Genomic DNA, 20,565 nt, shown 5'->3' with positions numbered 1-20,565 from the left:
TCACAGATACTACTAACTCAACTAAGGCAATCTATAAAATATTAGAGTTGGCTAGCGTGTCAGTATTGATTAACACACCTCAATCTTCTTTTTGAGCGCAACAAGCCTCGCATAAATATTAGGATGACGTTTAAGCGTGTCTTTAATGCGAGGTAAAATTCTAAGATGATAGTGAATCTTCGAGCTGAAGGGCATGCGCCCACTCATCCCCTCTTTCATTACGGTGATACAGGGGTGACAGACACCACATGGCATACCTGACTTCCTTGGAGTATGGCAAAACCAGGTCAACTCCATGATGCCCATGAAACCATTTTCCTCGCACCACTCTTTCATATCAGTCTTTGAATAATTAATTAACGGAAATTCAAAATATGAAAAAATAACTGAAAAAGGGTACTCTTTATTAATATGGTATTTTAAAATTAGAGGATTATTTAAAACTGAAACCTCAATACGCCTTAAATCAAAGTACTTACAGTATTCAGCAATCCATTTATATTGCTCGCCTATATACCTTATGCGGATTAAATCTTGGTATGCCTCCCGTATTCGGGCATCTTCCGGAAAAGAGCATTTTTTTACCATTCTAGTTTCATGTAACCGCCCCCCCAATCTATGATCTGCATTAAACTGTTCACGCAAGTCCTTCATGGCTTTAATTTCGCGTTTGGTGGAAGGTCTACCCGGATCAAGAATATAGTGGGGCTTAACATCTCTCCCTTCGAAGAGGTGCTGGAGGATTCGGAATGTTGAGTCCCAGCCACCAGTCCATAACACATCCACGAATTCCCCTGAGGGAACGTGTTCTCCTCCACTATTTCCAATCGTTGTTTCTACCGATTTCAAATCGCTCAATTACCCGTCACTCTTCTCAGGAAAGTACGTACTATCGACTGGACCAGAAAAAACAATGGATATTTATGGATATTATTTATGAAATATTTATACTTTCTGGGTCGAATAGCTGCAAGATTTCTTCGATATTCATCCCAATAGTCTGACTCCGGCACCTCAGTCATAAGATCTATCCCTTCTTTGCTTTGCTGAAGAAGCTCCAGTATCCGTTCCTTTTGCTCGCTGCAGGCGTTTACCGGTTTAAATTGCTCATCAGATACGATAGGCAAAAACTCAACTTCAGGAACGCAACCCTCCTTTAGATTAATGGCTGCAATCGCGCCCAGCTTCGTTTCAGGATGCCACAAATCAAAAAGAAAATCGCCAAGACTATATAATATAAGGCCCTGTTTATAGTGTTCCATCGGTTGAAGGACATGAGGATGATGGCCGACCACCACATCGACCCCTTCATCAACTAAACGTCTACCAAGCTTGATCTGATTGGGGCCAGGCCGTGACAGGTACTCTAATCCCCAATGGATTGATACAATAAAAAAACCGTCGTGCTGTTCTCGAAGAAGGCGAACCTCTTGCACAAGTTCGTCTTCGCATGACCTATAACTGTAGGGTATATCATTCGGCGACCACTCTTCCGGTCGCATCGAAACAGCGATAAAGACGTTTTTTCTACCGTCTTTTAGATGAATAAACGGTTTCGTCTTTCCTGTTTCTGGCTCGTCTACTCCGATAGAATCGATACCGTATTCTCTAAGATTTTTTAAGGTATCAATGAAGGCCTCTTTCCCGTGCTGCATTGCATGATTATTGGCAACACCCAATAGGTTAAAACCGGACTTTTTTAACACCTTCAATGACGACGGATCTCCCCGCATTTCATACGATGGCAGATACCATTTCTTCCGATTTATATTTGAAGCAACAGTTTCTAGGTTCCCCATAGTAATATCTGATGAGGAAAGCCACTCCCTGACATCGCTAAACAATGAATCACCATTTTTTGAAAGGCTATAGCGCATTCCGTGCCCAACGCAAACAGGATGGTCACCAAGAGAGATATCACCAACAACCGAAATTCGTAATGAGTTAATTTTGTTCATTTATATTATTTAAATTTTGGATAAAATAACCACTTTTGGTATTCAAACTTTTTGAAGTCGGCGCCATATCAACACTCAAGATTATTTTGCAATTATATTTTTTATATAATGAATCGCATATGTATTCTTTAAGATGTTTGGCTCCAGTAGAAGGGCAGGGATAAACGCTCAATAAAAATTTTGCATGGCTCCTTTGTTCAATCCTGAATCGAAATATTTCATTATGCTCTTTCTGATAATCGTCAATTAAATTGGCAAACTCAGACGAATGGAATTTTTCTGATTCTGAGAGATAGGCAAAGCGATTTATAGACCGCCCTTCCAATTGATCAATATACTTAAAACTGCCAAGGAGCGCACAACTCCCAACACGGAGCGTGAGGGCGTCTCCGAGCTCATACCGCACAATGCTTTGCGACTTCCGCGACACATCCGAAATCAGGCATTGCCCGTCCCCTGCTTCAACGACCAGCCACGGGTTCACCAAGTGCCGGTGCCCTTCCCTGCATTCAAATGCGATTATATCGAACTCAGTCGCACCATACTCCTCAACCACGGGCGCTTTTAATACCTGCTCTAGATAGCGTTTCTGGCTCGGGAGTACAGTTTCGGCGGTGCAAATAACGCATCTGACGGGCGGCGGTTCCCAACCCTTCTGTTCGATTAACCTTGCCGCTTCCAGAATCAGTGAAGCGTAACCGTAAATATAGTCGGATTGACTCTTAACCAGTGATTCGACTTCAGTTTCAGCAAGAGTGCCCGTCGGATAATAGACGCGACGATTCAGTAAAAAGTCCCGCAGCCTTGCCTTAAATCCCTTGTCCGGCCGCCCCCAGATCCGGGCTTCGGCTTCCCCGAGTCGGATGCCATGGTGCCGAAAACAATAGTCCCGAACGCCGAGCATCTGTCCAAGCTCGGTCCGGTTAAGCGTTATATGGGTTGGAGCTCCGGTGGTTCCGGCGGTATGCCTGGCAAAACGTGACCCGACCTGCTTGGCGCTACCTTGCTGCTCCGAGCCCCCAGCTGCTTCCCGAAAGACCTCCTTCGACATGCGAGGGGCCCGATTTATTTCGGCCAGCTTTGAGATTGTGCCACCACAGGCGTCGTGCAACGGATCTTCAGCTAAGTACCGCTCCAGGCTCCTTCCGCGCTCATCCGGCGACATATGCCAGAGTTCCCCCACTTGACGGCGCCAATAATTTACTCGAATGCCCAGTGCTCGGTAAAAAAGGCGAGTCAGGTAGAAACGCAGCAACCCATAGAGCTGACTCATTCTAATATGCTGAATTCACTATACAGTTGTCGGTATTTTTCAGCCATGGCAGGCGCTGAGTAGTCCTGCTCTATCTGTTGGCAGGCCCATGATACCTGTTGCGCTGGCACCACATTCGAGAAGAAGGATTCCAACTCACGCGCGATAGCATCGGGGGTGACATCCGAAAGAATACTGCCACCCTGCCCCAGTCCCAGTACACCCGGCATTTCGCCAACTTCTGAAACCATAACCGGCACGCCCACAGCCATCCCTTCCAGAAGGGTAATCGGTAGCCCTTCGGTCAGCGAAGGCATCAGGAGCAGATCAGACCGGGCCAGCAATGCTGGGACCTGAGAAGAGTACCCCGGCAAGAGCACTGCGCTTTCAAGTCCGTGACGCTCAACCAAAGCTTCAAGATTCGGACGGAGGCGCCCCTCCCCGACGATAATCAAACCGGCCTCGCTACCTCGTCTTCTAAAGGTCGCAAATGCCTCGATGAGGGACTCGAAATTCTTTTCTGGTGACAGTCGGCCAACCCCCAGAAGCAGAGGCGTGTGGCAGCGGCTAAATGCCTCTATAGCGGGGCAAAGCGAATCTGCAGTGCGCACGCGCAGTTGCTCGATATCGATCCCATTAGGTATAACCCTGAGCTTGCTTAATTTCTTAATGCCGGCGGGCAGTTCTTTTCTCATAGCTTTACCGACAAGGACAACCGATTGAGTATTGAAAATCGCTATTCGGTCCAGAAGTTCGTAAAGCCACATTTTCGAAAAACGCGGCGCATGCACATAGCCATGGAGTGTGCTAACCAAAGACAGCTGGCGCACAGTTCTTGGGAAAAGGCCCATCAGAATATTAAATTTATAGCCGTGGGAGTGAAGCACCTGATACCCTTTCTCGCGTGCCCATTTCTGAATTTTCCGCGCCTCGCGTAGATTGAGCCCGGGCTTCATCCGCCATGGCGTGATCGGCAACCTGAGTCGATGGGCTTCCGCCTCAATCGGCTTCTCGTCAATCTCCAGGTCACCGGCGCTAAGTATCATCGGATCGAGGCCCTGCTTAACCTGTTCCCTGACCAGTGCAAGCAACATGTTTTCCGCACCGTACAGGCCCCCGCTATCGATCAAGTGCAGTACTTTCAAAATGTCCTATTTAGCGCATAATTTACAAAGTGGATATATCGTTTAGACCGAACGAGGAAAGACTTTTTGTAGAATCTTATTCATCAATTGTGATACTAATCCAAAATACATTGTAAAAGTATCTCTGATGCTGATTTTTCCCTTCGACACCACAAGCAAGTATTCAGTTACCGTTGGATCGTTACAGGATGGGTAGTTATAGATAATTGCCTCACGGCGTTTTTTAGAAGGCTTTTTGCCTCTCTTCTTTCTAACCCTAAGATTCACTCTAAAATTAGAGTCTTTCAGGTTTTTTTCGTAGTCACCATCGGCCAGTCTGTTTATATCCGACGAATCGTAAACATATCTGCATATATTTTCAGCGAGTTCTTCATCATACCTCTCTTCTAGATCACTTTTCAGTTCAGACCTAGTTTTTATTAGGTGGTCCCAGTCCGGAAAAACGCCGTTCATGAAATGGTATATATGACCCTCATACTCAATCCAGGTATGGTGACCAACAGGAGAAGACCAGATCGGACCGAATATGGTGAATAGTTTTCCGCCAGGTCTAAGAACCCGGAACATCTCATCCATGCCTTTTTTAAGGTCATCAACATGCTCAAAACAGTTGACGGAGAAAATTCTATCAAAGCTATTATCTGGGTGTTTTATATCGGTAACACTCATATTTTCTGCTGTAAATGTGAAATTACCATTAAAGGTTGTTTTGCCCTCAAATCTCTTCGGATTGACATCAATTGAGGTCCATGACCTAGGTTCATAGTCTGTAATAACTTCAGGTGATATACAGCCGCCAACTTCTAGAACATCTTGGTGCCTCAGTCCCACCAGAGACTTAGCAAAATCCATATACTTTTTTTCATCAGTCATCGTTTTTCCTTAAGCTAGAGCTAATCCTTGTTGGATGTCCTGTCTAAAAGTCAGCCTTTTCTGTGACGCTACATTACCTTATCTCACCGCGTCGATCCGCCATCGTAGCTTTAAGGCAATCGGTGTGTAACAGAGTCAAATAGCAGGATATGCCGCACGCGCTCGGAACCGTTTCACCCTTGAGTTCGCGACTGTAGCCAATCGTAGCAAGACCGTAAAAGCCCGCCTGAGCCACGAAGGCCTAGCTGTATATTCCCCCAGAATCTGCCAACACCGCTGACATAAATGCACGCACGTCGAGCGGGAGAAAGGAATCATGAAGGCAAGACCTTGCGTAACCTGCTCGCACACTAGCGTGCGCAGCGCCTTTGCTGAGCGATGCAGGCCACCACTATCGATTAGATGGGGGTCTTCACTTCACTACGCGATTCCAGACACAAGCAGTATTCATGCTACATTCTCCCCAGGCGCTCGCGCGCCTCTCGCAATTACTACTGATACACGATTGACAAAAAGTTCCCGTAATACTGGAATTTTTGAGAGTGAATCCAGTCCTTTGATTCCGCGGTAGCGTCTGTATGAAAAAACCAACCCTAGAGTCCTGCAGAAGTTCTCAAACTTAGATAAGGACATCCTGTTCAGTCCAGATTCCACGTCCTCAAACCTTTCTGCCCCATCATCTCTATAACGCTCTCTAACACTCATAATCGCCTTTTCGGAGAAAAGGATATTGAGCCAAGGCAATTTGCAGAAGAAATGCATGTGGCTCCCGTATGGCGAATACCAAGGGGGCCCAAAAGTAATGAGAATTTTTCCATCGTCTTTAGTGATGGATAGCATCTGTTCCAGGACCCTCTGAGGATTGGTGTAATGCTCCATGGCGTTTTGCGAGATAACGAGATCAAACTTGTGATCCGGTCCGATATCATGAATATCACAATACTCAACTGGGAGAAGATTTTCTGGATCAACACGTGCCTTTTTTTCCGCTGCTTCTCGAAGATAGGTTTCATTGATGTCTACACCGAGGACTTTTTTCGCTCCAATCCGCGCCAGCTCAAGCGATTGCCAGCCAAGTCCACACCCAAAGTCGACAACATCCGCGCCGCTCACCAACTCCTCAAAATGTGGAAATTCATGACGCAGGAGTTTGAGTCGCGATTCATCTGAGCGCGCCTCGTTTGAGGTCTCTCCTTCCAGCTCTCTTTTTACCTGACTCTCAGGCAGACAGAACAAACTGATGATCTTTTCTTGCAGCATTCGATTCAGCCTTTCCTTGGATTCCATGTAACTCGCTTCTCCCCTCTCTGAAACGCCGTAGCGGCCTTATAGCAGGCAAAGTTGAGAAGCGCGAAATAATACGGTGTTGCGAACAGGCTCGAGAGTTCCTGTCCCTTTTCTTCCCTGCTGCGCCCCGCGCAAGCCAGACCGTAGAAGCCAATTTGGGCCAAGAAGGCGAGTCCGTACCAAACGCCGTCATTGGAAAGGACCGTAGAAACGAACGCCAGCACGACCAATGGGACGAAGGCGTAGTAACGTAACACTTTGTGGGACAGGAGCTGGAAGGCGTATAGGCCGTGCTTAAGGGGGTTCAGGAGCTGGCGCATGTCGTACAGGGCCCAGATGGCGCGCAGGGAGACGCGCACGCGCATGGCGAATTCGCTTTCCGAGTCCTTCAGGGCCTGTTCCTTGAGGATGGCCTCGGGTTCGTAGATGGCCCGGTAGCCTTTCTCCACCACCTTCAGGGGCTGGACAAAGTCCGGGAGCTGGTCCGGGCTCAGGGGTTCATACAGATCCCGGCGCATGGCGTCGATGCCGCCGTCGACGCCAACGATGGATCCCACGGCAGTTTCCCTTTCGCGCAGCCAGTTCTCGTATTTCATGTAGCTGCTGCAGCCGTCGCCCATCAGGGAGCCGTCCTCATGCGTGTAGACCATCTTGCCGGTCACGTAGCCCACTTCCGGGTCCGCGAAATTACGCACGAGCTTTGCCACGGCGTCAGGTGCCCATTGGGAGTTGGCGTCTGAGAAGATGATGATCTCGCCGTTGGCCTCGGGGGCCATGAGGTTGAGGCCGGCGGTCTTGCCCTGGCGGGGGGTCTGGCGGAACAGGCGAATGGTGATGTCGGACTTGCGGGCGTAACCCTTTACGATCCTGTCGGTCTTGTCCTCGGATTCGTCGGAGACCACGAGGATCTCCAGCTTGTCCCTGGGGTATTCCTGCGCAATCTTGTTGTCCAGGGTCTCTGCAATGTCGTTTTCTTCGTTGTAGGCAGCGATCAGGATGGAGGCGCTGGGCTGGTGGTTGTCATCGTACGCCACGGGGTGCCTGTTCAGCGCGAGCAGGCCCATGAGGGCGGGGTAACCAATGTAGATGTAGACAACCAGGACAGCGGAGAGCCAGAAGAGCGTTTCGAGCATCAGGTGGCGGTACTCAGGCTGAAGGTTTCAAGTTGGGTGGCTTTCTGATGCAGGACGTCGGCAACGGTGCTGAACTCGAAGTGGTTAATGAGCTTTTCCAGGCGCGCTTCGCACTTGTCCAGGTTGTTGTAGTGGCGGAATTTCGAGAACCACTTGACCTCGATCCGGGGTTGGCCTGAATCAATCTCCCAGGGATGCAGGTAGAAGATGAAGGGCTGGCCCTGGCGGTTGGCCTGGCCCAGACCCCACTGGCTGAAGGGGTATGGGTAGAGCCGGAAGTAGCCGCCGCCGGCAATGGGCAGTGTAAAGCCGGCCAGTTTCAGGGTGGTCAGCGGGAACTCAATCAGTTCGTAACCCTTGTCCGTGGTTAGGCGGTGGGGCCAGCGCGGGCTGCCCGGCATGCCGTAACGGTCGTGATGGACGGGGAATATGGAAGAATCCCAGGTAAAGCCGGCCTCGGCCAGGATGTCCAGGGCCCAGCGTGACTCGTTGGTGATGGAATAGCTGGCAGCGCGGTAGCCGTCCACGGGCTTCTGCACCTGGTCTTCAAGCAGCGCCTTGGACTTGATGGTCTCCTCGCGGAAAACCTCCGGCGTCTGGTTGTAGACAAGTTGGTGGCTGTAGCCGTGGCTGGCGATCTCGTGGCCGGCCTCGGCGATGCGGCGCACCAGTGCCGGGGATTTCTCCGCCACCCAGCCGAGTACGAAGAAGGTGCCCTTCACGCCCGCCTTGTCGAAGATCTCGAGCAGCCGGTCGGTGTTGGCCTCGCAGCGGTATTCCATGCTCGACCAGTCGTCCGGGCTGATGGCCTCGGACAGCGCGGCCACGTGGAAGTAGTCTTCCACGTCGATGGTGAGGGCGTTCTTGATGGCGGTTTCCTTCATGCGTTATCTCAGGTTGTAGCGGACGCCGATCTGGGCCCAGTTCTCGTGATATTCATTGCCCGGTCCGCCAACAACGTCTCGGATTTCATGGCCAATCCCGGCGTTGAAGCTCAGGTCCCGCGTGCGCTGGTAATCCACTCCGAGCTCGGCGCGGGCCGTGCCGACCGGGTCAACGCCGGTGCCAAAATCTTCCCGGACGTACCCTGTGCTGGCCCGGCCCGAGAAGTTGTCGGAGATGCGATGGTTCACGCCTAAGCCCATGCTGAATCGTTCCTCTGTGATGCCGGCGCGATCAAATTCCTGTTGGATCCCGGAGAAGGAAGCATCGCTAGAGGTGCGGGCCGTCCATTGCTGGCTTATGCCAGCGGTCACTGCGGTCACGATTACAGCCGAAGTCTCGGTAAGGTTCAGATCCAACCCCGGAATGCGCACGTCCAGGTCCGTGGAGACGTCGGTGATGGAACGGCGGACTTCGCCGAAGGCACTGGTGCCGGCGTCCCATTGGTGGCTGTACCGCAACCGCCCGGTGAGGCCGTTGGTCTCGTTAATCACCACGCCCCGCTCGGACTCCAGCCAGGAGTAACCCAGCTCACCACTCCACTGCCCGTTCGGACGCTGCCAGCTGAAAAAGGCATTGGCGTTGTCCCGGGTCAGTTCCTCGTCGGTCTGACGGAACTCAATGTCACTGCGGCTCACCGCAAGCCCACCGTTGAGGGTGGAGGTGAAGAGATGCTGCCAGCGGCCAGTGGTGGTCAGCCGGTCACTGTCATCATCGGTGGACTCCTGGAAGCGGGTCATCTGGTATTCCACATCCAGGGACAGGTTGTCCCTTCGGCCCGGGTGGATGGTGAATGTCGGCCCCGTGGAGAAGACGTTGCGCCGTTCCCGGTTGGCCGGCGAATCCGCGGCCTGGGTCGTGGTACGCACGTCTCGCAGGGTGTCCCGCGCGCTCCAGCGGAAGTTGCGGTTGGGCTCGCAGACGCCGTTGGCATCCACGGTGCCGCTGAACTCGTCGTCGTTGGTGTCGTTCCGGTAGGTTACAAAGGCGACGTCACCGTTCAACGAACCTTCGCAGGTACCGGGCCTCGTGATTTTACTGATTCCAATCCCTACCCGGTCTTCAAACTCTTCTTCGGTATTCTCCTCGCGCTTGTTGATGTTGTCCGAATAGCGGCTGTTCGCGAAAACATCAACAGTAGCCGGATCTGCCCACGCTACCGCCATTGGCCACAGTAACAACGCTGCACCGGGAAGAACTTTCAATGGGTTCATCCTTGAACCCGGACCAGAGGCCCGTTCAGGCATTCAGAATGGCTCCGACAAATTTGTTGGGATCAAGGCCGCCCACGGCGTTCTCGATCTGTTCATTGGTACAGCGGCCATGCGGGACAACCAGCATGGAGTAGTCACAGAGTTCCGTGAGAATGCGGGCATCCGGCGAATCCGCAATGCTCGCGGTATCCAGGATGATAAACCGGTCCGGATACCGTTCCCGGACGGCATGGACGAACTCTTCCATGCGCCAGGAGGTAAAGAATTCCGACGGCGACTCCCGGCGGCTGCCCGCGGGAATCAGCCGCAGCCGGGGGATGCCCGTGGGGTAAATGATGCGCCCGATGTCATAATCCGGATCCTCGATGAAATCCGTGAGGCCGGCGTCCGGCATGATGTCCAGCAGCGAGTGCAGCCCCGGGTTGCGCAGGTTGCAGTCAATCAGCAACGCCGTCTTGGACTGGTCGAATGCAAAGGCGGCGGCCAGGTTGATGGACATGAAGGTGGAGCCCGCCCCCTGGGTTGCGCTGGTGACCACCAGTGAGAAGTTCTCGGTATTGCTCACTTCCAGCAGTTGGGTCCTCAGCTGGCGGAAGCGGTTTACCAGGTTGCGGTCCGGCGATTCCGGGTAGATGATGCGCCGCTCATTCAGGTCGTCCCGGTTCAGACGCCGGGGCTCCTGCATGTTCGCAATCTGCTTGCTGGCCTGGATCCGCTGGGTAATGTCGGTGCGTTCGGCACGCCGCTGGCTGACCAGGTCGTGACCGCCACCATCGGTGCCCCCACCCTCGGCCTGTCCGCCCCGGGTACGCCTCGCATGAGGGCCGCCATCGCTCTTGGGGGTGGCATCCGGCGGCACCCGGTCAAAGGCGGCATCCCGACGCTGCGAGACACTATCCTGATGCTCCGTCACTTCGCGGTCGCTGCCGTCCTGACCCTGTTTCGAATCTGTCATCCCAGTACTCCCGTAGCCTGCAGGGATACAACACTCACGTACCCCGCGACGATCAATAGCACGATTACGACCATGAACACGTAGCCCCGCCGTTCACGCCGGCGTTCGAAGGGGGTTCTGACCAGTGGAATACTGCCAAGCAGCGGAATCTGCAGGGCATCCTGAATCTGCTTGGTCGAGCGCACACGAGGATCAATCTGCAACAGTGCGGCAAGCAGCCCGATGGGCGCCATCAGCCCCAAAAGCCAGCCGACGGAGGCGAATGTTCTGAATTGGAGCCCGGCCGGACTGACCGGATAACGGGCCTGCTCATTAATCTCATAGGACAGTCCCTGGCCCTCAACATCCAACGACATTGAAACCCTCGCCCTTTCTCGCCGTTTCAGGAGGTCATTGTAGATTTCCCGATTCACCTGCAGATCCCGGGTCAGTTCGGAACGTTCCGCCCTGTTGCCCTGGATCACCTCCATGCGATCTTCCTGTTGCGCAAGACGGCGTTGCAGTGCATTGATACGGGTGCGCAGGGATTCCTGGCGGGTGCGGGCGCGGGACAGATCCGTCTTGATCTCCTGATACACGGGGTTGAACATGAGCCCGCTGTCGTCACTGGGCTCCATGTCACCCGCCTGCATCTGCTGGCGACGCTGTTTCAGTTCCTCGATCTGGCGCTCAAGACTCGCCACGTCCGGATAGGAGTCCTCGTACCGCAGCTTAAGCTCATCAAGACGCTCTTCCATGCGATTGATGCGCCCGGTAAGGCCACCGTCGGAACTACCACCCCCGGAAGCCACCGTGGCGGGTAACGTCTCGATCTGCTCCTCAAGCGAGCGCTCCTGGGCCTGGACCTCTTCCAGTTCCAGCTCGGCGGAGTCTATATCCCGCCGAAGCTGCGCCATCCGCTGGTTGGCTTCCGACTCTGTGCCCTCGGTATGTTCCGAGAGAAACACCATGCGCTGCTGCTCAGTCTGGCGGATCTGCTGTTCGTAGGATTTCACCTGCTTATCGATGAACTCGTAAGCGTTGCGACTTTCACTGCGCTTGCGGCGGTTGCTCTCCTCAATGAAGAGCTGACCCAGCCGCTGGGCGATGAGGAAGCTCTCCCGCGGGTTCTGGCCCTGATATCGGATGGCGAAATAATTGTCGCCCTGCGAGTTGACGCTGATATTGCTGCGTAATTTTCCATAAAGCGCTTCCATGCGCTCCGTGGAATAGTTGTCCGCATCCGGGTAGATTCGCTCAGACTCGATCAACTTCTCCAGGACCCGACGGGAATAGAGCAGCTCTCTTGCCGAAGACGTTTGGTTGCTGATTGTCGTAATTTCCGCAGAGCCCTCCATCAGGGGCCCTATGATGTTGTTGTCGTCCACGAAGATGACCACCTCGGAGCGGTACTGATAGGGATAGATGAACCCTACTGCCAGCACCGCGAAACTCACGAGCGCAAAGAGGCCAACGGCCGCCCAGCGGTATCGGCGCAGTTCACGCAGCAATTCAACGGGTAAACGTTCGAGTGGCAATGCCATCGTTTTGGATCCTCCAGCCGGGCCGGCTTAACTAGAAGCGGCGTTCCGGAACGGTGATAATGTCGCCCGGAACCAGCCGGTAATTGGTTTCGATATTGCCGCTATTCAGGATGGCGTCCAGATTCACGGGAATGGCAACCACGTCGTCCTCCAGTTCCCGATAAAGGGTGGCCGAATCGAGGTTGGCGAACTCGGTGGCGCCGCCGGCGCCCAGAATCACATCCATGACGGTCATGCCTTCCCTGTAGGGCTGGGAGGCTGGCTGGCGTACGGCGCCGGTTACCCGGACACGATGAGTGAACTCATGGCTGCTCATCTGGCTGACGATGACGCTCACATGGGGCTGCCGGATGTACTCGTCGAGCCCTGTTTCAATGTCACTCGCGAGAGTCTCGGGCGCCTTGCCACTTGCCTGTACGTCACCTACGAGCGGGACCGAGATGCGTCCATCCGGGCGCACGGGGACCTGGACGCTCAGGTCCTCGTTGCGCCAGACAACCACACGCAGGACGTCCGAAGGGCCGATTCGATACTCGGTAACCGGTTCGCTCTGGCGTTCCAATGCTTTATCAATCCGGGCCTGGCGGGCAAAGTCTGTTCCGGCACACCCCGAAAGGATGAGGAGGAGGGTGAGTAGAGATATAATCTTGTACGACGCTTTCACGCTGAATCTCCTTATCTGCAAGCTACGTCCGACGCTGCTGCGCTGATTATGCCACGAATTCAAGCCCGCATTCGGTGAATCCAATGGCAAAACCGGAATTCTCCGGGTCCTTGATTAAACCACTATGCATCATTGAGCGCCTTTCTTAAACAGCACCACTTCCACTGTCTGCACAATGGTCAGTATATCCAGAAGCAGGCTCTGGTTCTTGATGTAGTACAGGTCATACCGCAGCTTCTCCCGCGTATCCTCTTCGCTGTCCGCATACGCGAAACACAGCTGGGCCCAGCCAGTGAGCCCCGGTTTGACCCGGTGGCGCTCACTGTAGAACGGGATGGCCTCGTTCAGCTGTTCGACGAAGACCGGTCGCTCTGGTCTGGGGCCCACGAAGGCCATTTCGCCCTTGAGCACGTTGAAGATCTGCGGCAGTTCGTCGATGCGCAGCTTGCGGATGACGCGGCCCACCCGGGTAATTCGAACGTCATTCTGCTGGGCCCAGACCGCACCGCCCTTCTCGGCGTCCGTGCCCATGGAGCGAAACTTATGCACATGAAAGACGCGACCGTTCAACCCGACCCGCTCCTGGCTGTAGAGGATGGGTGCCCGCCAGCCGTCCTCCAGCTTGATGGCAACAGCTGTGACCAGCATGAAGGGCCAGGTCACGCCCAGCAAAACCAGGCTGGCCGTGAGGTCGATGAGGCGCTTGGTGAACCGTGATACCGCGGACAGCGAGAACCCTTCCGAGAACACCAGCCAACCGGGGGTAATCATCTCCAGGGCCACCTTGCGGGTCTCGCGCTCATAGAAACTCGCTGCCTCGATAATGCGCACGCCCTTCATGCGGCATTCCAGCAGCTCCTCCATGGGGAGACCGCCATGGCGCCGGTCGTCCACCGCCAGCACAATCTCGTCCACCCGCAATCGGTCGACGAGCATCTGAAGGGTCTCGTTGGGCCTGAAACGGCAGATCTTATCTTCCGTTACCTCAAATTCGCTCTCGTTGGAGGGAATGAACCCGACCAGGTTGAAGCCCTTTCGGTTCATCGGTGTCTTCAGCTCTTCTTCCATCTGCTGGGCCCGTAGACCTGCACCAATCATCAGCACCCGCCGCTTGAAGGTATTCGCGCCTACGATCCGGAAAAAGACACTGCGGACTATACCGAGCAGCAGGAACCCGAAAACCGACGCCGAAGACACCACCCCTTCCCCACCCAGATACCAGAAATGCTGGGGAACCAGGAAAGCCGCCATGTACGCAATAGGCAGGCTGATGATCAGACACAGGATCGTCCGGAGCATCATGCCGGTCAGCCCCTCTTCGAGCTTGGCCTGATGCACGGCCAGCGCGAGCATGACCACCAGATTGATCAGCCCAAATGCCATCGCCGACGGCAGCACCAGCGTCCAGAACTCCTGCAGCAGCGGGACGTAGCCGAAGTAACGGAAGAAAACGGCGATATAGAACGCCGCCGCAAGCGTCAGCAGATCAAGCAGACCCAGAACGAGAAAGGGTACGTGAAGGTAGTGTCTGAATAGTCTGACGTGCGCCACAGCATCTCCTTTATTGCGCCGTCATGGGATGCGGATCGGTAACCGGCACGCCCTTGTCCCGGAATGCGAGTCGCATAATGACAGTACGATTGTACCCCAAAGAGGCTTGATTTCAATTTATACGTGGGCGTTTTGCCGTCGCACGGCGCGCCACTCGTCAATTTCCGGCGCTTGAGGCACAATACGCGGCAGTTTTCAGAGAGGGATCAGAGAGAATGACCGACCTTAAGGATAGCCGTATCGCGCTCATCGGCCTTGGTTACGTTGGGCTGCCACTGGCGGTGGAGTTCGGCAAGCAGTACCCCACCATTGGATTTGATATTGATTCAAAACGGATCAAAGAGTTGCAATCCGGATTTGATGACACGCGCGAAGTAGAACCGGAGCTCATGGCCCAGGCGACCCGGCTTGAGTTCACGGACAGCCTCGAGGCCATCGGCGAGTGCAATGTCTTCGTGGTGACCGTACCCACGCCCATCGACAGCTTCAAGACCCCGGATTTCCGGCCCTTGCGCGGCGCCTCGGAAGCCGTTGCGAAGGTGCTCAAGCCTGGCGATACGGTTATCTACGAATCAACGGTTTACCCCGGCGCCACGGAGGAAGTCTGCGTGCCCATCCTGGAAGCCGGTTCCGGCCTCACCTTCAACCGTGACTTCTACGCCGGCTATAGCCCGGAGCGCATCAACCCGGGAGACAAGGAACACCGCGTCACCAGCATCCTCAAGGTGACCGCCGGCTCCACGCCCGAAGTGGCGGACTTTGTTGATTCACTTTACAGGTCCGTGATAACGGCGGGAACGCACCGGGCGAGCTCCATCAAGGTGGCCGAGGCCGCCAAGGTGATCGAGAACACCCAGCGGGACGTGAATATTGCCCTCGTGAACGAGCTCTCGCTCATCTTCGAGCGACTGGGCATCGACACCGAGGAAGTACTGAATGCGGCCGGCACCAAGTGGAACTTCCTGCCCTTCCGCCCCGGGCTGGTTGGCGGACACTGCATCGGCGTCGACCCCTATTACCTGACCCACAAGGCCCAGGCGGTGGGCTACCACCCTGAGATGATCCTCTCGGGCCGCCGCATCAACGATGGCATGGGTGGCGAGGTGGCCGAGCGGGTCATCAAGCTCATGACCCGCAACCGCATCCAGGTGGTGGACTCCTATGTGCTGATTATGGGTCTGACGTTCAAGGAAAACTGCCCGGATATCCGTAATACGCGGGTCGTTGACCTGGTGAAGGAATTCTCCGACTACCATGCCAGTGTCCATGTCTGGGATCCCTGGGCGGATCCGGAGGAAGTGCGCGAGGAATACGGCATTGAGCTTGTGCAGGACCCGCAACCAGGCCAGTACGACGCCATGATCCTTGCCGTGGGACACCGCGACTTCATCGAACTGGGTGTGGAGCGGATTCGCGCTCTGGGTAAAACCGATGGCAGCATCCTGTTTGACGTGAAATACGCCCTGCCCAAGGACGCCGTCGACGCCCGGCTGTAAGGGCTGCCTTCCCTCGTCAGAACTTTTTACACGTTTTGACATTCCCGGAAAACGGATTTTCCGTCGCTTCCTGATTTGTGACCCACATCACATCTTCGCCTCCGATAGGCACCTATTCCGGGTGGACATACTGCGGCCCGCGACACCAGCACCAGCATCGCCAACCCGGAAGGTCACTACGCTATGAGCCAGTGCATTAGCGGGTGCTTAACCGGGCGAGGCATCTAGGCATTTGTGGCCAGCAACTGTCGAGGATCCTTACACATGCATTTCTATAGCGCTGGATGGTGGAATTTAACACGCTGACATATAACCAATTTAAAGATTTGGTATGACTAATGCATCCATCGGTATACCGCTGGTGCTTGCCAGTCGTTAAGCAGCCAGCGTTCACAATCAAGGAGAGATCGTTATGAAGACTTCAGTTAAAAAAACGCTTTTATCCACACTTATCATGCCGGTTGCACTGGGCGCCCAATTTGCCAGCGCAGACATGATTACCGAATGGGGTTATGACGTCGAGAGCGTATTCAGCAACGCTGTAGAAACGCCTGGAGAAACCCCCACTCTTAACCAGCCTGACGATCGCACACTGGAATGGGGCCTTAGCGATGATAAGTCGTCTGTCTCGATTACAGATGTAGATTCTCCGGACGGTCTTATTACCAATGGGGATTCCGTGATGGGTGGAACATTCACCCATAACAACTTCACTCAGCCTGTTAGCGGTGCTGCTCTGGAAAGTTTCGACCTGGGTTCCACGCTGACACTGAATCAGGTTTCGCCTTCCGGTGATGCCGTGAAAACCAGAAGTCGTACCTTCAAGACCTCATTCGAGGAAACGCTGAATGCTGGGTCGTGTTTTGCGGCGTCATCAACACCCAAGTGCGATGACATTTTTACCATTGGCAACATCGACATGCTGAACTTTGAGCAAGTTAATGGCGTCTATAAGTTCGTTTCCGATGAGTTTGAAATTGATGACTACAGCTACACGGTGTTCACTGAGTTGGACGGCCTGGGCCCCCTGGATAATGACGCCTGTGGGTTAGCGGGTGCTGCAAACGGATGTGTTGGTCTCTTTACTCCAGAGAGCGCTTCCAGCGACTTCCAGACCCGGTTCAGCATTACGGCTGAAAAAGTGTCAGTACCAGAGCCAGGCACCCTGGCCCTGTTCGGCCTGGGTCTCGCCGGGCTTGGACTGGGAAGCCGGAGAAAAGCAGCAAAGGCATAACGTTTAAACAGTTATAACTGTTTAGATGAGAGTGCTGAAAAAACAAGCCCCCGCCAAGTAGCGGGGGCTTTTTCGTTCTGATCAGAATCACTCAGGCGTGAGGTCAGGCAACGCCCTTTTCCTTTACCTTATCGTCAGTATCCGGTTTCGCGGGCAAGAATCGTCCAGCATCAGTAATCAGCGACCAGACATCTGGACGACGCTTCCTTATGCCTTCAATCAGTGACGCTGCTTCGGTGAAGGCAGGACGGCGGCGGCCGTGGTACTCCATAATGGGGCCCACATGATCAAATTCCACACCAAATCGCTTTAACAGCCGCAGCTGTGCTGGCTCCATGATCGCCATCCAGTGGGTTATGCCATGTCTCACCGACATCTGGAGAATAGCTGCCAAAAGCCCAAGGCTCATATAGGGCATGGCGCGTTTGCCATTTTCCGCATCGCTATAGCAGACGAAATCGCTTGTGCCAGAGGGTGATTCGTCCTCATTGAGACGCCTCCGAAACTCCCGACTGACCGCCATCCGGGATATTTCCGCGATCTGCTCGCGGCGTGCGCCTGCAAAAGCGGCCCGTGCACGCTGGTCCATCCGAGGGATACAGGGGGCTTCCATGGGAAATTCGGCCTGGTCCGGGGTATCGCCCGCCATGACAAGACGAACGGTGGCGGCGCAGTCTCTTGTCATTCGGTGCCGGATCAGAGCGTGCGCGGATCGCGGGTCGTATTCATCGTGTTCGCGGTTATCTACGAAGCAATCAGGGTCTTCGAATGGCCGATCGATGCAATAAACCTGATATCGAACTTCAAAGGCCTTTTTAATCGCCTCCGGAGACATCGCCAGCTCGACATTGAATACCGAGTTGAAAATGGTACTGACGTCGTCGTGAGTTGGTTGGTTCTTTGTGTTTTCTGGTTCCTGGTGAAGTGCAAGCCCTGTGTTCATTTTTCGGTCCTCATTCGTCCCGTTCAGGGAGCTGTTATGGTGATAGTCCCAGTAGGAAAAAAGCGCCGTCCGGACTCCATCTAACGGCGTACTACAGGTGTATCGAGGTTACAGCTCATCAGACCTCGGAACGCTTGATCCTGGGCACGTAACGTCCGGGCGCCAGGATCAAATTGGGGTCGACTGCAGCTTTCAATTGGCTGGCAAGTCTTGAGAAGACAGAGTCACCGGTATTCAGGATGCCCATTGCGTCGATGTTGAGACGATAGGGCAGGAAACCTTCTTTTTGCCCGGCGTCTAAAAGTGCCCGATAACAGTCGTTGGCCCGTGCTGTCGCATTCGCGTCCCTGCGATCAAAAAGCAGGGGAACAGTAGAATCGAAGCAGCGATCATTTATTGTCGTCAGTGTAATGAGTGGGTTGACGCCGTACTGTGGGCAAATGCGTTCAATCATATCGGTATAGCGGCGAACGTCTTTCCCCCGTATCGGAACCAGCGGCGCAAACCATATGAGCCCACAGCCATCGCGTGCGGGGTTTTTTGGTTGCCCGGGTTCTGGCAAAGTCCCTGAGCGCCAATAGGCCAGCGATAACGCGACATCATTGGGGGTACCATGCATGACTTCCAGTGCCCCCGAGAGCGTATCCGCCATGCCCTTCACCCGTGTCGCCAGCCTGTCGGGCAGCGCACGGGCAATGTTCCGCGCCAGGTCCACCTTTCGCCGATTGATAAAAATGAGGCGATCAGTCACTGGCCCGAGAAGCCGCCGCAGCGTGCGCCGGGCCGCCCGGGCTACCTCCTTTGACGCGTAAATGGCACCAACACCGCTCCACGCAGCAACGCCATGGCTTTTGGCGAGACTTTCAACTTCGTGAGCCGGCAGAACCCCGTCAATGGCCTTGTCTTGAGGGAAAGGTGTCATCATTGACAGCATGCGTTGACTGTTGAGCAGATTAATCGCCACGACCGAACCGCTCAGCGCTCGCAACACCTCTCGGACCGTGGGCACAAGCGCTTCCAGTTTGGCGTCGTCTTTTGTGGAAAAGAAGAATGCAGTCACGGTGTCAGGAGCTGGCGCCAGGGCGATGGTCATATTCACAACCACGCCAAAATTTCCCTGGCTGAAAAGCCCGTCGAGATAAGGGCCAAGGCCCCACTTGAAAAGCCCATCCACTTCCTCACCGCCTAGCTCGCTGAGCGGCGTCCGGTAAAGGGTGCCGTCGGGCAGGATCGCTTCTAACTTTGTCATTGCCGCAAAATGATCAGTAATCGGCGTGATGCCGTAACCCCGCTCAAGCGCATTACCAAGAATGCTGCAGGTGGGGCCCGCGCCGGTCACAGGAACAAGGTAATCGCCCTCATGGCTATCCAGGAAATCCCTCAGGGCACCCTGGGTTACACCCGGCTCGACAGTGACAACACCCAGTTCCGGATCAAAATCGGAGATACGGTCCAGCCGGCTAAGATCAAGAATGACGCAGCCGTCCTCCACCGGGTTAGCACTTCCGTAACCCCAGTTATTGCCCGTGCTCACGGGATAGACCCCGACGTGCCACCGCTGAGCGACCTGAAGCACCGCAGCGACCTGCTCCTGATTCTCAGGGCGGAGCACAGCCGGAACAGAGCGCATGGCTCCCATTGTGGACGCACCAAAATCTGCGGCGCCGGATGCCACTACTCCTGATTCACCCAGGATAGCCACCCATTCGGCAATTGCAGATTCGGTAACGGTGCTGTTCACTGGTGCTCCCTTGGTTGGTCGCTGGCCTTTACAAATCACAAATTATAAATTATAAATTCTTGATTTCTTTTCGCTAACAGAGGTTTGTTAGTGAGGCTCTGAGTATAATTCAGATAGACTTAGCCATACTATGTTATGGCATTACGGCTTTGAAACGGGCGTTTGATAAATAACTTAAACGTAGACAGGCAGTTGAAGCGAAGACATAGAATTAGTGCGATGACTTTTTATTAAAACATATTAAGTAGCGTGGGAATCCCCCGAAAAATGGCACCCCTTGGGTGCCATTTTTATAACTCTCAGCAGCTTTTAACAGCCTTCAAACAGATTCATGAACTCATGAACCGGGATCTTCTCCAGCGTCTTCTGCTCCCTGCACAGCTCGAAAATGGTCTCCGCCCTGCCCTGGGTAAACCGTGTGGCCAGGTTGTTGTCACGCCCGCTTGATATTGTCCGCTTAGGGGGTGCCGGGGACGCGGGCGCCGTTGGGGACCTGGGTGCCTTCGAGTATAGGGCCGAGGTGTTTTGTGCATTCGGGGAAGCGCAGGGCGAGGAGACCGCAGCCGAGGGTGTCCATGAGGCAGTTGCGGGCGGTGTCCCAGGCTTCTTTGTTCTTGATTTTGGGTTTGAGGACGTAGTCGGCGATTTTCTGGA

General features: G+C 54.2%; 17 protein-coding genes and 1 pseudogene. 2 read left to right on the top strand and 16 right to left on the bottom strand.

The window, feature by feature from the left end; all coding sequences use genetic code 11:
* Window positions 1-69: 69 nt before the first annotated feature.
* The 13 genes from DES49_RS11900 to DES49_RS11840 form a co-directional block, all read right to left on the bottom strand.
* Window positions 70-858 carry an adenine nucleotide alpha hydrolase family protein gene (locus DES49_RS11900; protein WP_133736641.1) on the bottom strand — a complete coding sequence of 263 codons (789 nt, stop codon included), beginning with the start codon at window positions 856-858 and terminating at the stop codon, window positions 70-72.
* Window positions 855-1,958 (bottom strand): CapA family protein, encoded by a 1,104-nt coding sequence (locus tag DES49_RS11895; RefSeq protein ID WP_133736640.1) that lies wholly within the window; start codon window positions 1,956-1,958, stop codon window positions 855-857. The genes DES49_RS11900 and DES49_RS11895 overlap by 4 nt, the downstream gene beginning before the upstream one ends.
* Window positions 1,945-3,231 carry an acyl-CoA synthetase family protein gene (locus DES49_RS11890; protein WP_133736639.1) on the bottom strand — a complete coding sequence of 429 codons (1,287 nt, stop codon included), beginning with the start codon at window positions 3,229-3,231 and terminating at the stop codon, window positions 1,945-1,947. The genes DES49_RS11895 and DES49_RS11890 overlap by 14 nt, the downstream gene beginning before the upstream one ends.
* Window positions 3,228-4,355 carry a glycosyltransferase gene (locus DES49_RS11885; RefSeq protein WP_133736638.1) on the bottom strand — a complete coding sequence of 376 codons (1,128 nt, stop codon included), beginning with the start codon at window positions 4,353-4,355 and terminating at the stop codon, window positions 3,228-3,230. The genes DES49_RS11890 and DES49_RS11885 overlap by 4 nt, the downstream gene beginning before the upstream one ends.
* A 42-nt stretch (window positions 4,356-4,397) precedes the next feature.
* Entirely contained in the window at window positions 4,398-5,228 is an 831-nt protein-coding gene (locus DES49_RS11880) for a class I SAM-dependent methyltransferase (protein WP_133736637.1), read from the bottom strand.
* 447 nt (window positions 5,229-5,675) lie between these two features.
* Entirely contained in the window at window positions 5,676-6,515 is an 840-nt protein-coding gene (locus DES49_RS11875; RefSeq protein ID WP_133736636.1) for a class I SAM-dependent methyltransferase, read from the bottom strand.
* The gene (locus DES49_RS11870; protein ID WP_133736635.1) at window positions 6,494-7,648 is read right to left on the bottom strand and encodes a glycosyltransferase family 2 protein; all 1,155 of its coding nucleotides are present in this window, start codon (window positions 7,646-7,648) and stop codon (window positions 6,494-6,496) included. The genes DES49_RS11875 and DES49_RS11870 overlap by 22 nt, the downstream gene beginning before the upstream one ends.
* Window positions 7,648-8,532, bottom strand: a complete 885-nt coding sequence (locus DES49_RS11865) for an XrtA system polysaccharide deacetylase (RefSeq protein ID WP_133736634.1) — start codon at window positions 8,530-8,532, stop codon at window positions 7,648-7,650. Before DES49_RS11865 ends, DES49_RS11870 begins: the two co-directional genes overlap by 1 nt.
* A 3-nt stretch (window positions 8,533-8,535) precedes the next feature.
* Window positions 8,536-9,795 carry a porin family protein gene (locus DES49_RS11860; RefSeq protein WP_166646072.1) on the bottom strand — a complete coding sequence of 420 codons (1,260 nt, stop codon included), beginning with the start codon at window positions 9,793-9,795 and terminating at the stop codon, window positions 8,536-8,538.
* A gap of 34 nt (window positions 9,796-9,829) precedes the next feature.
* Entirely contained in the window at window positions 9,830-10,759 is a 930-nt protein-coding gene (locus DES49_RS11855; protein ID WP_243865035.1) for a P-loop NTPase family protein, read from the bottom strand.
* Window positions 10,756-12,282: an XrtA system polysaccharide chain length determinant gene (locus tag DES49_RS11850; protein WP_133736632.1), complete on the bottom strand. Its 1,527-nt coding sequence runs from the start codon at window positions 12,280-12,282 to the stop codon at window positions 10,756-10,758. The genes DES49_RS11855 and DES49_RS11850 overlap by 4 nt, the downstream gene beginning before the upstream one ends.
* A 31-nt stretch (window positions 12,283-12,313) precedes the next feature.
* Window positions 12,314-12,946: an XrtA/PEP-CTERM system exopolysaccharide export protein gene (locus DES49_RS11845; protein ID WP_243865034.1), complete on the bottom strand. Its 633-nt coding sequence runs from the start codon at window positions 12,944-12,946 to the stop codon at window positions 12,314-12,316.
* Between the two features lie 129 nt (window positions 12,947-13,075).
* Window positions 13,076-14,497, bottom strand: coding sequence for a TIGR03013 family XrtA/PEP-CTERM system glycosyltransferase (locus DES49_RS11840; protein ID WP_133736631.1), 1,422 nt, complete (start codon window positions 14,495-14,497; stop codon window positions 13,076-13,078).
* Window positions 14,498-14,712: 215 nt separating this feature from the next.
* Here DES49_RS11840 and tviB point away from each other — a divergent pair, with 215 nt between their 5' ends.
* Entirely contained in the window at window positions 14,713-15,993 is a 1,281-nt protein-coding gene (tviB, locus tag DES49_RS11835) for a Vi polysaccharide biosynthesis UDP-N-acetylglucosamine C-6 dehydrogenase TviB (RefSeq protein ID WP_133736630.1), read from the top strand.
* 412 nt (window positions 15,994-16,405) lie between these two features.
* The gene (locus DES49_RS11830) at window positions 16,406-17,227 is read left to right on the top strand and encodes a THxN family PEP-CTERM protein (RefSeq protein ID WP_133736629.1); all 822 of its coding nucleotides are present in this window, start codon (window positions 16,406-16,408) and stop codon (window positions 17,225-17,227) included.
* A gap of 103 nt (window positions 17,228-17,330) precedes the next feature.
* Here the strand turns inward: DES49_RS11830 and DES49_RS11825 are convergent, their stop codons facing one another.
* From DES49_RS11825 to DES49_RS11815, 3 genes and pseudogenes are all read right to left on the bottom strand, one after another.
* Complete coding sequence (locus tag DES49_RS11825) at window positions 17,331-18,170, bottom strand: PEP-CTERM/exosortase system-associated acyltransferase (protein WP_133736628.1); 840 nt, start codon at window positions 18,168-18,170, stop codon at window positions 17,331-17,333.
* 118 nt (window positions 18,171-18,288) lie between these two features.
* The gene (locus tag DES49_RS11820) at window positions 18,289-19,911 is read right to left on the bottom strand and encodes an FAD-binding oxidoreductase (RefSeq protein WP_133736627.1); all 1,623 of its coding nucleotides are present in this window, start codon (window positions 19,909-19,911) and stop codon (window positions 18,289-18,291) included.
* 463 nt (window positions 19,912-20,374) lie between these two features.
* Window positions 20,375-20,565: pseudogene (locus DES49_RS11815) on the bottom strand (MmgE/PrpD family protein); the annotation flags it as partial.

It is taken from the genome of Halospina denitrificans (genome assembly GCF_004364635.1).
Lineage (GTDB): Bacteria > Pseudomonadota > Gammaproteobacteria > Pseudomonadales > Oleiphilaceae > Halospina > Halospina denitrificans.
The sequence above is the reverse complement of the archived record's forward strand: the minus strand, read 5'-3'. Positions and strand labels throughout refer to the sequence as shown.

Bases quoted from the DNA above. Each gene is read 5' to 3' on its own strand.
- DES49_RS11895 (WP_133736640.1), bottom strand. From the start codon at position 1,958: ATGAACAAAATTAACTCATTACGAATTTCGGTTGTTGGTGATATCTCT.
- DES49_RS11890 (WP_133736639.1), bottom strand. From the start codon at position 3,231: ATGAGTCAGCTCTATGGGTTGCTGCGTTTCTACCTGACTCGCCTTTTT.
- DES49_RS11880 (WP_133736637.1), bottom strand. From the start codon at position 5,228: ATGACTGATGAAAAAAAGTATATGGATTTTGCTAAGTCTCTGGTGGGA.
- DES49_RS11875 (WP_133736636.1), bottom strand. From the start codon at position 6,515: ATGGAATCCAAGGAAAGGCTGAATCGAATGCTGCAAGAAAAGATCATC.
- DES49_RS11870 (WP_133736635.1), bottom strand. From the start codon at position 7,648: ATGCTCGAAACGCTCTTCTGGCTCTCCGCTGTCCTGGTTGTCTACATC.
- DES49_RS11865 (WP_133736634.1), bottom strand. From the start codon at position 8,532: ATGAAGGAAACCGCCATCAAGAACGCCCTCACCATCGACGTGGAAGAC.
- DES49_RS11855 (WP_243865035.1), bottom strand. From the start codon at position 10,759: ATGACAGATTCGAAACAGGGTCAGGACGGCAGCGACCGCGAAGTGACG.
- DES49_RS11850 (WP_133736632.1), bottom strand. From the start codon at position 12,282: ATGGCATTGCCACTCGAACGTTTACCCGTTGAATTGCTGCGTGAACTG.
- tviB (WP_133736630.1), top strand. From the start codon at position 14,713: ATGACCGACCTTAAGGATAGCCGTATCGCGCTCATCGGCCTTGGTTAC.
- DES49_RS11830 (WP_133736629.1), top strand. From the start codon at position 16,406: ATGAAGACTTCAGTTAAAAAAACGCTTTTATCCACACTTATCATGCCG.
- DES49_RS11825 (WP_133736628.1), bottom strand. From the start codon at position 18,170: ATGAACACAGGGCTTGCACTTCACCAGGAACCAGAAAACACAAAGAAC.